Annotated in this window: 10 protein-coding genes; 6 read left to right on the top strand and 4 right to left on the bottom strand. The window is 32.4% G+C overall.

From position 1 onward, the window contains the following. Positions 1-416: 416 nt before the first annotated feature. Entirely contained in the window at positions 417-581 is a 165-nt protein-coding gene (locus ATO12_RS26115) for a hypothetical protein (protein ID WP_165583387.1), read from the bottom strand. Positions 582-1,301: 720 nt separating this feature from the next. Here ATO12_RS26115 and lnt point away from each other — a divergent pair. Further along, positions 1,302-2,894 (top strand): apolipoprotein N-acyltransferase, encoded by a 1,593-nt coding sequence (lnt, locus tag ATO12_RS14620; RefSeq protein ID WP_034242899.1) that lies wholly within the window; start codon positions 1,302-1,304, stop codon positions 2,892-2,894. Between the two features lie 10 nt (positions 2,895-2,904). Here lnt and ATO12_RS24975 read toward each other — a convergent pair whose 3' ends face one another. Then, on the bottom strand, positions 2,905-4,338 hold the full coding sequence (locus ATO12_RS24975; RefSeq protein ID WP_051575855.1) for a C-type lectin domain-containing protein: 1,434 nt from the start codon (positions 4,336-4,338) through the stop codon (positions 2,905-2,907). A 507-nt stretch (positions 4,339-4,845) separates the two neighbouring features. On the opposite strand from ATO12_RS24975, the gene ATO12_RS14610 reads away from it, so the two are divergent. Both ATO12_RS14610 and ATO12_RS14605 read left to right on the top strand, forming a co-directional pair. Continuing rightward, on the top strand, positions 4,846-6,714 hold the full coding sequence (locus ATO12_RS14610) for an ABC-F family ATP-binding cassette domain-containing protein (protein WP_034242897.1): 1,869 nt from the start codon (positions 4,846-4,848) through the stop codon (positions 6,712-6,714). Positions 6,715-6,757: 43 nt separating this feature from the next. Next, a complete protein-coding gene (locus ATO12_RS14605; protein WP_034242896.1) occupies positions 6,758-7,330 on the top strand; it encodes a hypothetical protein in 573 nt (190 codons plus the stop codon). Positions 7,331-7,440: 110 nt separating this feature from the next. Here the strand turns inward: ATO12_RS14605 and ATO12_RS14600 are convergent, their stop codons facing one another. Then, complete coding sequence (locus ATO12_RS14600) at positions 7,441-8,037, bottom strand: PAS domain-containing protein (RefSeq protein WP_025665989.1); 597 nt, start codon at positions 8,035-8,037, stop codon at positions 7,441-7,443. Between the two features lie 250 nt (positions 8,038-8,287). Between ATO12_RS14600 and ATO12_RS14595 the strand changes: the two genes are divergently transcribed. Together ATO12_RS14595 and ATO12_RS14590 are read left to right on the top strand one after the other, a co-directional pair. Next, positions 8,288-8,974: an ABC transporter ATP-binding protein gene (locus ATO12_RS14595; protein ID WP_025665988.1), complete on the top strand. Its 687-nt coding sequence runs from the start codon at positions 8,288-8,290 to the stop codon at positions 8,972-8,974. Positions 8,975-9,041: 67 nt separating this feature from the next. Then, complete coding sequence (locus ATO12_RS14590) at positions 9,042-10,553, top strand: sodium:solute symporter (protein WP_034242893.1); 1,512 nt, start codon at positions 9,042-9,044, stop codon at positions 10,551-10,553. Here the strand turns inward: ATO12_RS14590 and ATO12_RS14585 are convergent. Beyond that, a complete protein-coding gene (locus ATO12_RS14585; RefSeq protein ID WP_034242892.1) occupies positions 10,530-10,892 on the bottom strand; it encodes a CoA-binding protein in 363 nt (120 codons plus the stop codon). The genes ATO12_RS14590 and ATO12_RS14585 overlap by 24 nt on opposite strands. Before the next feature lie 438 nt (positions 10,893-11,330). Here ATO12_RS14585 and ATO12_RS14580 point away from each other — a divergent pair, with 438 nt between their 5' ends. Beyond that, positions 11,331-13,700, top strand: coding sequence for a TonB-dependent receptor domain-containing protein (locus ATO12_RS14580; protein WP_034242891.1), 2,370 nt, complete (start codon positions 11,331-11,333; stop codon positions 13,698-13,700). Positions 13,701-13,722: the final 22 nt, after the last annotated feature.

Raw genomic sequence — 13,722 nt, 5'->3', positions numbered from 1 at the left:
GGGTAATAAAACACAACTAATATACTATATCTTATTGAAAAAAAGTAATTTATATTTATGTATAACTTTTTATCATGCGCTTAGAAAAACTTTAGTAAGTTCCTGAAAAAAAGCTGAGTTGCTTCTTAGTAAAAAGCAACTGCAGCCAAGTTATCAATACCCTACAGTGATATAAACTTTAAAACAATGATTGTTTACTTTTAAGCATATAATTGTAGAATTAATTTTACATTCTACCTCTCTTCGGGCTCATGCATACATACATCTATACATATTGGTCCCATAAAAACATAACATGGATTCCCTAGAGTACATAAACACGAGATAATGCCCTATTAATTGATTTTTATTCTGCTTTACTTAAAGCTTTTTCTAAATTCAAAATTGATTTTTTTTACTTTAGAATGATTTTCGATTTAACAACATTTGAGATAATTGATATCAGAATTTGGCGATGCATATTTACAAGTTAATTCGTTCCATCCTAATTCTTCGCAAGAGGCTTCCATTTGTCCACCATTAATAGTTTTTTGTTTAGTTTTATTTATAACTTTTCCTAAATTTAAAATTGATTTTTTCATAATTTAAATATTCAATATTTATAGTTGTGATGAACATTTTAAGACACTCACCATGTGTGTCTATTCCTCGCGAAAGAATATTTTTATATATCAAAGCTCATTTTAGAACTTTGTTTTTTATGCTACTGCCTATATTTCTTTTTTAGGAGTCATTGACTGATATGTTTTTTTCTTCAAAATCTTTAATAAAGAAAATCAAATCTGATAGTTCATCCTCTTTTAGATATGATTGTCCATTTATTGATGTTTATGGAATAAAATTGAAAATGTTTTTTTCACACATCAGATATATTACTACTCTAATTGAAGCCTCTACTTTCCTTTTTCCTGACGGTGATCCCATTGCATAAATCAAGTATTAATAACCGAATCAAATATAGTATAAAGACTAGTACAAAGACAAAGATATTAGCCATATACCCCTGAAAATGAGGTGTGAATTTATAAATTTTAACCACTATTAATTTTACAAGTGCCAAGTTGTTAAAACATAAAAATCTAGAAAAGATATTAGAAAAGTAACTCTAGATTCTTCAAAACAAAATACAGTTTTAAGTGATGAACTTCGTAAATATCACATTACGAAGAATTATATAAAATCGCCAGTTTAAGCGTCTAAAAGACTATCCATTACTAAACGTTACAAAAAAGAAACATTCAATTATATTAATTGTAACTAAATAAGTTTAATTTCGTTATTAATAAGGAAGCATTTTTTTTATGAAAAACATCATATTGTGTATTATTTCAGGCCTTTTTCTTGCTATTAGCTGGCCCACCTACGGTTTTCCTTTATTTCTATTCTTTGGTTTTGTTCCTCTTTTGACTGTAGAATATAACATTCGTAAAAATAAATACAGTAAAAGCCAGGTTTTTGGCTTTGCTTTTCTCTCCTTTTTTATTTGGAATATAATTACCACCTGGTGGATCTATAATTCTACTGCCTTTGGTATGTGGTTTGCAGAAATTGTAAATAGCCTTGTGATGACTTTGGTATTTTTGATTTATCATATTGTTGCCAAAAGAACCACATTTACGATCAGTAGTATATTTCTAGTTTGCTTTTGGATGACTTTTGAATATATGCACCTGCAATGGGAATTTTCCTGGCCCTGGCTTAACCTGGGTAATGGATTTGCAAGCTTTACTTCCTGGGTACAATGGTACGAGTACACAGGGACTTTTGGTGGTACACTTTGGATTTGGGTCATTAATATTAGTGTTTTTAGGAGTATACTACTTTTTAAAGAACACAAGGATAAAACTATTCTGTACAGATCTGCGATTCGCAATGGATTGATTATTCTAATCCCTATTATAATATCGTTTATTATTCTAAAAACGTATAAAGAAGAAGGTAGTAATATCGAAGTGGTTATTCTACAGCCTAACATAAACCCCTATACCGAAAAGTATAACACTACAGATGCTCGAATAGGTAAATTATTAGACTCACTAACAAATACCGTTGCTACTTCAAAAACAGATTTTATTATTGCTCCAGAAACTGTTTTTGCAGACAATAACAGACTTACTAATTTCTCTATCTCTATTGCTAAAAAAACTGCACAACGAATACTTAACCAATATCCTAATGCAAATGTATTATCAGGAATATCATTAATTGATGTATTTAATGATCCCGGTAAAATTCGCAAACAAACGAATACTTATAAAGAAGGCATCTATTATGATGACTATAATTCTGCATTTTTTGTTCGTCCAGATGGGACAGATGAGCTATACCACAAAAGCAAACTAGTTGTTGGTGTAGAAAATTTTCCATACCAAAGTGTTTTAAAACCCATTTTGGGTGATGCCATGATTGACCTTGGTGGAACGGTAGCTAAGAAAACTACTCAAGAAGATCGAGAAGTATTCTTCTCTAAAGATAGTATTGGAGTAGGAACTTTAATCTGTTATGAGAGTATATATGGAGAGTTTGCCACAGGATATATTAGAAATAAGGCAAAATTTCTGGCAATTATTACCAACGACGCCTGGTGGGGCAATACTCAAGGGCATAGACAACACTTATCTTATGCCAAATTAAGAGCTATTGAAACCAGAAGAAGTATTGCCCGAAGTGCCAATACCGGAATTTCTGCTATTATTAACCAAACAGGAGATATTATAGCAAAATTAGATTATGAAAAACAAGGAGCATTAAAAGGAACCCTTGTTACAAATGATAAAATCACATTCTATGTAAAAGCAGGAAATTATCTAGCTAGAGTTTCTATATTTTTATCGATTTTTATATTTCTTTTTTCTGTAACCAGGCGAAAAAGAAAAATGTCTTTACCTTCTTAACAAACAAAACTTAGTTATTTACTCTATATGTTCGTTGTCTATTAGTAATCACAGAGCAACTTATTCTTAATCTAGTTACTCCAGATATCTGTAAAGGATTATCACCTGGCATACCACCATATTCTACAATATAACCTTGTGATGCATATGCTCCTCCTCCTCCGGCAATAGGTAAGTCGTTCCATGAATTAGGAATCCCGATACCTGGTGCTGTAATATGCGCATAATCTTCTCCTCCACAACAATTGTTAGGTTCTCCCGTATTCCAAAACGCAAATTCACCAGGAACAACAGATCCGGTTTGATTTCCTGTCCAAAAAAGAGTTCCAGCTTCTGGCCCGGTAACCCATCTCCATTGTCCTTCTACTGCTTCGTCATTTGCTCCTATCCATCCATTACCTGTTATCTGCGATCCTGCAAAAGCAGCTTCAGCAGTACTGGTTAATGTAGCTAAATACCCTTGTAGTCCAAAATATGTTCTCGTAGCTGCATCGTCTCTTGCATCATCCCACCGAATTCCTGCATCTGATACGAATTCATAAAAATGTCCCGTCTCTGGCAGGAAAAGTGCATTCCCTATCACTATAGAAAATTCTTTTAATTCTGGAGGACTAGATGCACTTGTTGAATATACTACCGCCAAAATTGCCGCTTCAAACTCGGCAAATGTTGCTGGACCAGTTAGAAATAACCTCCCTTCTGTTGCATTCCAGGAACTTGTTATATTGGGATGGACACCTGTTAGTGTTAACAAATCTTGACCATTAACATATCCGGATGATATCTGTATCGAAATCTCATCGGCAGTTGTGTCATCGGGATCGGTAATGGTAACTGTTTGCACTACTGGTTTAGAATTAATAGGGTTAGGACAAAAATGCTGATCACCACTAACTACAATAGTAGGAGGTTGATTAACCGTCACAGCAGTTAAGATCTGAACATTATCGACAAAAACCCTATCATTATCACCGCTCCAATTGTTTCCAACATTATCAAAACGAATTGTTGTAGTAGCAGAAATATATGCCGAAATATCTACACTATAAAAACCAGACTGAGTACCTCCAAATGTTGCAAGAGTAGTAAAATTGGTTCCATCACTAGATGCTCTAATGGCAAGTTCTTCTCCTGCTTCCAGGCTAGATGTTTCCCAATTAAAAGAAAGTGTAGCACTTGTTGCTCCTGACAAATCTGCCGTTCTACTCATAGTTTCAGACCATATCCATCTAAATCTAAGTCGATCACCATTAATACTTATAAAACCACCAGCTGGATCATTATTAAAATCAAAAGGCTCAATTTCACTCCAGTTTCCTGCCCAATTTAATGTCCCATCGTTGTTTGCATAAGATACAGATCCGAATTCGTCTCTATAAGTTCCTTGAGCAAAGGATAATAGGCCAAAAAACAAAATAAATAAATATGGTAGTGTCTTTCTCATTTATTAGTAGGTAAAAAAAGTAATATATTAATTGTTTAAAATAATAATAACTTTAATATTAAACGTATAAAAATCTGCATAACAAGTGTAACATCTAAAAAGCGACATAACACTATCTCTACCAAACTCTTACGTTTATCATTTAAAAATTAAATATAATCCAACATATATCTTCCCCGTGTATTGCCCTAATAAAAAATGATTGTAGTGTGTAAATAATCTCTGCAAGATATAAAAATTCCTACAACTCGTATTTAAGCTACTGTAACCAATCCTAAATTACTTCGTTTCATAAAAAAATTACCCTATTGATTAAATGAATTTATTTTGAATTACAACAATACACAATCTCTTATTTTAATAAATAAAAAGACAGTTAAGTTAACCGCTACAAAACATTAAATACGATAATAAATTTCCTGTTTATCGTTTCACAACACAGAAACTTCAAAACTTTGCTTCATTGTAACTTATAAACCTTGTACCTTTGCAACTTTATAAAAAATTGTGAATTACGTATCAGTAGAAAATATCGCCAAAGGATTCGGAGAACGTATCCTTTTTAAAAACATTTCTTTCGGAATCAACGAAGGGCAAAAAATTGGTTTTGTCGCCAAAAACGGAACTGGAAAAACTTCTCTCCTTGATATTGTTGCCGGTGATGAAGAACCCGATGAAGGCCAGGTTGTATATCGCAAAAACCTTAAAGTAGCTTTTTTACCTCAGGAGCCTAATCTGGATCCTGCTCTTACTATCGAACAAACCATTTTTGCCTCAGACAATGATATTCTTCAAGTAATTAATACTTACGAAAAAGCATTGTTAAATCCCGATGATGTAGAAAACTATCAGCAAGCATTTGAAAAAATGGATGCTATTAATGCCTGGGATTTTGAAACGCAGTATAAACAAATACTTTTTAAACTTAAGCTAGAAGACCTTACTAAAAAGGTAAGTGAATTATCTGGTGGGCAAAAGAAACGATTAGCCCTTGCTAATATATTATTAAGCAAACCCAATCTATTATATCTTGATGAGCCTACTAACCATTTGGATTTAGAAATGATAGAATGGTTAGAAGAATATTTTGCCAAAGAAAATTTTACGTTATTCATGGTAACTCATGATCGTTATTTTCTAGAAAATGTATGTAATGAGATTATAGAGTTAGAAAATGGTCAACTCTATAGTTACAAAGGTAATTATGCCTATTATTTAGCCAATAAAGAGGCTAGAATTATAAATGAGCAAATTACAACAGATAAAGCCAAGCAACTTTATAAAAAAGAATTAGACTGGATGCGTCGCCAACCAAAAGCGCGTACTACCAAATCTAAATCCAGAATCGATGATTTTTATGAAATCAAAGAACGTGCTCATAAACGTCGCAACGATCACGAAGTTCAACTCGAGATTAATATGGAACGTATGGGGAGTAAAATCCTCGAACTTCATAAAATCTCTAAACGTTTCGACAACCTTATCTTGTTAGACCAATTCGAATATGTTTTCAAAAAAGGAGAACGTATTGGTATCATTGGTAAAAACGGAACCGGTAAATCTACTTTTCTAAACATGATTACAGGTGCTATACCTCCTGATCATGGAAAAATTGTGATTGGTGATACTATAAAATTTGGATACTATACACAAAGTGGTATTACCATTAAAGAAGGTCAAAAAGTTATCGATGTAATTCGAGAATTCGGAGATTATATCCCATTAAAAAAAGGAAGGCAAATTTCTGCACAACAACTGCTTGAACGCTTTTTATTTGACCGTAAAAAGCAATATGATTTTGTAGAAAAATTAAGTGGAGGTGAACGTAAAAGGTTATATCTATGTACGGTTTTAATCCAGAATCCTAATTTTTTAATTCTTGATGAACCCACCAACGATTTAGATATTGTAACGCTTAATGTGCTTGAAAATTTCTTATTAGATTTTCCGGGATGTTTGATTGTAGTATCTCATGATCGTTATTTTATGGACAAGATCGTAGATCACTTATTTGTGTTTAGAGGTAATGGTGTTATTCAGGATTTTCCTGGTAATTACACAGATTATCGTATTTATGAAGACAGTAAAGAGCCCGAGGTAAAAACATCTGATCCTACAGAAACAAAAGTTAAAAACACCTGGAAAAAAGACAATAAGGCTGCTCTTTCTTATAATGAGCAAAAAGAATTCAACAAAATTGAACGAGAGCTTAAAAAATTAGAGCTGCAAAAAAAGGAAATCGAAAACCTTTTTGCCGAAGGTAATCTAGACGAAGAAAAAATAAATACCGAGTCCAAAAAACTTCAGAAAATCATTCAGGAAATTGAGGAAAATGAAATGCGATGGTTTGAACTTTCTGAAAAAATGGAAGAATGACATGGTTAACAAATAGTGTTAGATTTTTGATTTAGACTAAAAAATGTATTTCAAAATAAAAGCATATCTCAGATTTCTTTCTAAATCTACTAATCAACATGGAGTACATTCTCCTTTTGTGTATAATTTGGTTACCCGATGTTTTTATAATACTGAAAAACGAAAAGCGTATATAGCTATACAATCAATATATAAAAAAGCAGGCAAAAAAATTCCTGTTAGATATCGCACCGCCAAGCTTCTAAATCGCATACTTCCCTATTTTGATATTAAAACTGGGCTTGTTTTAACAAATTCGAAGGTGATATCAGAGATTTTATCAATAGATAATTCGGTTAAGATTGATCATAATATCCAATCGAAGAATAATTATGATATGATTTATCTCGACATGAATCAATCACAATCTCATTTCGATATAGAATTATTGTTATCCATAATTCATAACGATAGTGTTATCATACTCAATTCTATATATGAATCTGAAAACAATATCATGTTATGGAAAACAATACAAGAACACCCAAAAATCACTGTAACTATTGATACTTTTTATCTTGGTTTTGTATTTATTAGAAACGAACAAGCAAAAGAACATTTCACCATAAGAGCATAAAAAAAGCCTAAAGATTAAAGTAATCCTTAGGCTTTTACATCTAAACATAAACTAAATCACATGAGTTTACCCACTCATATAAAATTTTAAAAAGTAATTATTGTATCATATTATCTAAACATTCTTGAAAATACCGTTCTTCGTTTATGATACTGTAATTCTTTTGGATCATAGGGTTTGGTCTCTTCAGAGAAGCAAACCTCTTCAATAAACTCATGATAGGTCATCCCTTTTTCTTCAAGAAATCCAACAAGGTATTTTTCTGTGGTTTCGACTCCACTGGCCTGTTCGATCGCCAATAGTTTTTTGTATAGTTTATCTATTTTTTCAATAGCTTCTCTAGGCGGAGCTTTTCTTCGTGCAAAAAAAGAAGTAATCTGTCCTTCGTCATCAAGTTTTACATCAAAGTCTGTAATCACCCAGTAATATCTACCATCTTTTGCCAGATTCTTAACCAAAGCGTGTATATTTTTCTTTGCCAGCAAGTGTTCCCATAACCACTTAAAAATAATTTTAGGCATATCTGGATGACGAATTACATTATGAGGTTGACCAATTAGTTCTTGCTCTTCGTATCCACAGACCTCCATAAAATAATCATTTGCGTATTCTATTATTCCTTTAGGATCGGTCTTACTCATGATTGTTTCTTTGGGATCTAAGACAATCTCTACATTAATGGGTTCGGGGCGTTTTAGTGCTTTCATATTTGTTTTGTTAGTTAACATTCCGAAGCAAAATTAACCGTAACATAAAATGCAAAAAATGACAAAAATCATAGTATTATTAGGAGGGTATTAGGGATTCAATTTTTAACTTACTTTTAACCCATATGCTTATCCCAGAGTGGTACACAGGATAAACAAAAGAACATTTTGCAATTAGAGTGTAACAACTTTTTATCTGCTGCGTCATATAGTCTAAAATTGTATCTTAACCATCTGTAAAGATTACTATATGGGAAATGTTATAGAAATTAGAGGAATCATCAGAAATTTTCAATTAGGTCAGGAAACAGTATATGTACTTAAGGGTATTGATCTTGATATTGCTCGTGGAGAATACCTGGCAATAATGGGTCCTTCTGGTTCTGGTAAATCTACTCTAATGAATCTACTGGGATGCCTTGACACACCCACTGGTGGGACTTATAATCTAAACGGAAATGATGTTAGTAAAATGACCGATAATGAATTAGCTGATATTCGAAATCGCGAAATTGGTTTTGTATTTCAGACTTTTAATTTATTGCCCAGAACTACTGCATTAGATAATGTTGCCTTACCGATGGTTTATGCAGGTGCTTCTAAAAAAGACAGAACCGTTAGAGCAGAAGAAGTACTTACAGATGTTGGTCTGTCTGATCGTATGGACCATAAACCTAATCAACTTTCGGGAGGACAGCGACAACGTGTAGCAGTTGGTCGTGCTTTGGTAAATAAACCTTCGATAATATTGGCCGATGAGCCTACAGGAAATCTGGATTCTAAAACCTCATTAGAAATCATGCAACTTTTTGATGAAATTCATGCTGCGGGAAATACTGTTATTCTGGTTACGCATGAAGAAGAAGTTGCTGCTCATGCACATCGTGTTATACGCCTTCGTGATGGGATGATCGAAAGCGATGTAAGAAACAAATAGTTTTGATTTTATGGTTTGTGGTTAGTTGTTAATTTGTATTTTGGGGATTCATTTTTAACCGAAATTCATGCAACCATTACATATCCTACTCCTTATTGCGGCTTATTTTGGGATTCTTCTTCTCATCTCTTATTTCACAGGAAAAAACTCAGGAAATGATGCTTTTTTTAAAGCGAATAGACAGTCCCCTTGGTATATTGTAGCTTTTGGGATGATTGGTGCGTCATTAAGTGGTGTAACTTTTATCTCTGTTCCTGGGTGGATTGAAGCTTCTCAGTTTAGCTATATGCAGGTAGTATTAGGGTATATTTTGGGATATACGGTTATTGGTACTGTATTACTTCCTCTTTATTACAGACTTAATTTAACCTCAATTTACACCTATTTGGAGGAACGTTTTGGTAATTACTCATATAAAACCGGAGCTTCATTTTTTTTACTATCACGAGTAGTTGGGGCGAGTTTTAGATTGTTTTTGGTAGCAAATGTTTTACAGTCTATTCTTTTTGATGCTTTGGCAGTTCCATTTTGGGTTACCGTTATCATAACTATATTATTAATCTGGCTATACACTTTTAAATCAGGAATTAAGACTATTGTATGGACCGATACACTACAAACGCTGTTCATGCTAATTGCTGTAGGTGTTGCAATATACTATGTATCAGACGATTTAGGGATTCGAGGGTCAAACTTATTGGGTTATGTATTAGAAAGTGATCTTTCGAGAATGTTCTTTTTTGATGATTTCAAAAGTGCAAATTATTTTTGGAAACAATTTTTATCAGGCGCATTTATTGCAATTGTTATGACGGGGCTAGATCAAGACATGATGCAAAAAAATCTTACTTGTCGAAGCCTAAAAGATGCTCAAAAGAATATGTTTTGGTTTACCATTGTATTAACTATTGTAAACTTTATTTTTTTAGGTCTTGGATTACTACTTACGCAATATGCATCACAAAACGGAATTGATGCCCATAAAGATCAGCTTTTTCCTGTAATTGCTACACAAAGCGGATTAGGTTTTGGTATCGCAATCTTTTTTGTACTTGGTCTTATTGCTGCAGCTTATAGTAGTGCTGATAGTGCGTTGACCTCATTAACCACATCATTTAGTATCGATATACTCGACATAGAGAAAAAATACAGTCCAGCAGATCAGATCAAGACCCGAAAAAAGATTCATATTCTATTCTCAATATTACTAGTTATAGTGATTATAATATTTAAATATGTTATCCAAGATGAAAGTGTAATTAAGAAACTTTTTAAATTCGCAGGTTTTACTTACGGACCATTACTAGGCTTATATGCATTTGGGCTATTTACGAGATTAAAAGTAAAAGATAAATTGGTTCCTATCATTTGCATTATTTCAGTAATAACATCCATAATCATCAACTTATCATCTCAATTATATGTTTATTTCTCTACTAAAAATTCTTGGACAGTTTCAGAAAAAATAGCTGCAGAATTATATTATCAAATAGGTTTTGAAATACTTATAATTAATGGAGGCCTAACCTTTTTAGGATTATTATTGTCTGCTATTTTAATACTGATTCGTAGAAAGTAATACTAGCGTACAGGCTACCTCTACTTCAATATTTGCCGTTTTAAGTTTTTGATAAAATTCTGGGTTTTCTGTCCCGGGATTAAAAATTACTCTTCTGGGATTTAGTCCTATGATGTCATCATAATAAGGTTGTTGTCTAAGCGGATTTAAATACAGAGTAATTGTATCTATACTATTGACATCATTTATATCCGTTTCAATTTTTATACCGGCAACTTCTCCCTTTTTTAATCCAACAGCAGCAACCTCATAACCATGAGTTACCAGTCTATGAATAGCTAAGTTCGAATATCTATCTACTTTTAAGGACGCTCCCAGTACCAATGTTTTTTTATCCATAAACTGTATTTGAATTTAAAACAGGAAAAATAAGTTTATTAGGACGCCAAATAAAGACTTAAACGTTAAAAATAACCTGAAAATTGTTAAAAATAAAAGATAAATGTAACACAAATCAAAGCACTTCGTCTTACATATAAAAGATATGAATTTTCATAAATTTAGTTAGTTAGTTACTTTATAATAATCAAATTTTATTCATAGTTGATGGTTAGTGTTACTATTTGGTTATTATAGAAAACCGCCTCTACAAGTAGAGGCGGTTTTTAATTATTTAATATTTTGTTAAAGTTAAAATAAGGTGTAACAGAATAGGCTTATGGTCGTCTTACACGTATAACACAATTAATCAATGTGTAAATTTTGGAAACAATCACGCTTTGTATTAGGCAATACAAAGTACAATGCATAACAATTATCAATCAAATAAACGTTCAGATGAAAACAATCAATCAAAAAGTAATTTTATTATTTTTCTCATTTTGGTGTCTATTCCTAACAGCACAACCAAGTAATGAAGCTGTAGTAGGTACTATACAAGGAAAAGTAATAGACAAAAACCTACAGCAACCCATACCTTATGCTACTGTAGCAATTCATGATGGTGCAGATAAAATTATAAGTGGAGGTATTAGTACCGATAATGGAGATTTCTCTATTTCTGATATACCAAAAGGAAATTATACACTAAAAGTACAATTTATAGGATACAAAACGTATTCTCAACCTGTCGAAATTTCTAAAAAAAATAAGGATATCAACGTTGGTACCATATCATTAGAAGAAGAAGCCGAATCTTTAGATGATGTAACTATAGTTGCAGAACGAACAACAATAGAACAAAAAATCGACCGTAAAGTTATAAATGTAGGGAAAGACCTTACTACGACCGGGGGAACTGCTTCAGAAATCATGAATAATATCCCATCGGTTAATGTAGATCAAGATGGTAATATCGCACTACGCGGAAATCAAAATGTGCGTATCCTAATAGATGGTAAACCTACTAATATTGATGCTACACAATTATTAAAACAAATCCCTTCTACTTCTATTAAGAAGATAGAATTGATTACTAATCCTTCTGCTAAATATAATCCTGAAGGAATGAGTGGTATCATTAATATCGTATTACATAAGAATAGCAATATAGGTTTTAATGGTAATATTAATCTAGGGCTTAACTTTGATAAAAATGCTCGTTTTAATAGCTCTATAGATTTAAATTACAGAGCCGGAAAAGTTAACTTTTATGGTAATTATGGTAATAACATCACTAAGCGACAAAATGCAGGAGGTGTGTTTAGACAAGATCAAAATTACCAAACAGATTTTAAATTCTTAGATAATAATAAGTCTCATTTATTTAAAATAGGTTTAGATTATTTTATCGATGACCATAATACCATCTCGGTATATACCAATCAAAATTTGTTTGACGGACTTACCGACGGAACTACAGATATCACCTTTTTTAATAATGATCAAAATGATTTATCCCAACGACTATTAAGTGATAGTGACAACCAAGGTTCTACTTATAACTTCGATTATAAACATGATTTTAAAAAAGAAGGACACAATATAGAGCTAGAAGTTGATTATAACGTTTTTGAAAGTGATAGCGATGACCGTTTTGATTTTGTAGGAGGAGATGGATCGTTTACAAGTTATAATGACCTTATTAATAATGAGCGAAAAAACACTACAATAAACCTTGATTATGTAAACCCATTATCAGAAAAGACCAAATTAGAATTAGGATATGAAACTCGTTTAAGAAGAACAGATAATGACTATCGTTCTACACTTTTCGCAAATTCAAAATATAATTACGACCGAAACATACATTCTTTTTATGGTACATACGGTCAAAATTTTGAAAAATGGTCCTATCAGCTAGGAGCACGTCTAGAAAGCTACGAAGTTGAAGCTGTTTTTGATGGCGTAAAAATATTTGAAGATGATATTTTCACTGTATATCCTTCTGGTTTTATCAGTTATACTCCGGGAGAGAAAAATAGTTACCAATTAAGTTATAGCCGACGAATAGATCGACCTGGGTTAAATCAGGTAAACCCTATACGTGAATGGAGTACACCAAGAATAGTTTCTATCGGGAACCCAGAACTGAATCCTCAGTTTACTAACTCTATAGAAGCGAACTACACACGAAAATTAGGAAAAGGATCGATAACCGGTGGAGTATTTTACAGAATTATCAATGATGAAATAAGTCAGGCTCTTATAGAAAATCCAGATGTTGAAGAAGGTCAGATATTAACATTCAAAAATTTTGATAATAATTCTTCTTATGGAGTCGAGGTATCTAGTAACTATAGAGCTACAAAATGGTGGAGTTTTAATGCCAGTTTTGACCTGTATTCGCAAACGCAAAAAGGAGTAGTAGATAATATCAATAGAGAAGTAGATGCTGTAGTATATAATTTTAGACTTAACAATAGTTTTAAAGCGACAAAAAACTTGACTTTCCAGGTATTTGGATTTTACAGAGGAGAACAAGAAGGCATATTATTTAAAACCAAGCCGTTTTATTTTGTAAACACAGGAGCTCGTTATAATTTCTTAAAAGGTAAAGGTACAGCCAGTATTAACTTTAATGATATTTTTAACACAATGCGTTTCAGGTTTTCTGCAAACAACCCATATCCTCAAAACGGACAGTTTCAAGGTGAAACGCAAACTGTTTTCTTAGGATTGTCTTATCGATTCGGAAGTGGAAAAAATAGAAAAGTTTCAAGAAAACGAAGAGATAATAATGAAAAATCTGGCGGAGGCATACTATAATCAGGTTTTTCTCACAAAAAAT

Origin of the sequence: Aquimarina atlantica (genome assembly GCF_000626715.1) — a bacterium.
In the GTDB taxonomy this organism is placed as follows: Bacteria; Bacteroidota; Bacteroidia; order Flavobacteriales; family Flavobacteriaceae; genus Aquimarina; species Aquimarina atlantica.
Note: the sequence above shows the minus strand (reverse complement) of the source record. Positions and strands in the feature narration are given on the sequence as shown.

Coding starts and splice junctions, on each gene's coding strand:
- ATO12_RS14580 (WP_034242891.1), top strand. CDS start 11,331: ATGAAAACAATCAATCAAAAAGTAATTTTATTATTTTTCTCATTTTGG.
- ATO12_RS14605 (WP_034242896.1), top strand. CDS start 6,758: ATGTATTTCAAAATAAAAGCATATCTCAGATTTCTTTCTAAATCTACT.
- ATO12_RS14600 (WP_025665989.1), bottom strand. CDS start 8,037: ATGAAAGCACTAAAACGCCCCGAACCCATTAATGTAGAGATTGTCTTA.
- ATO12_RS14585 (WP_034242892.1), bottom strand. CDS start 10,892: ATGGATAAAAAAACATTGGTACTGGGAGCGTCCTTAAAAGTAGATAGA.
- ATO12_RS14590 (WP_034242893.1), top strand. CDS start 9,042: ATGCAACCATTACATATCCTACTCCTTATTGCGGCTTATTTTGGGATT.
- ATO12_RS26115 (WP_165583387.1), bottom strand. CDS start 581: ATGAAAAAATCAATTTTAAATTTAGGAAAAGTTATAAATAAAACTAAA.
- ATO12_RS24975 (WP_051575855.1), bottom strand. CDS start 4,338: ATGAGAAAGACACTACCATATTTATTTATTTTGTTTTTTGGCCTATTA.
- lnt (WP_034242899.1), top strand. CDS start 1,302: ATGAAAAACATCATATTGTGTATTATTTCAGGCCTTTTTCTTGCTATT.
- ATO12_RS14595 (WP_025665988.1), top strand. CDS start 8,288: ATGGGAAATGTTATAGAAATTAGAGGAATCATCAGAAATTTTCAATTA.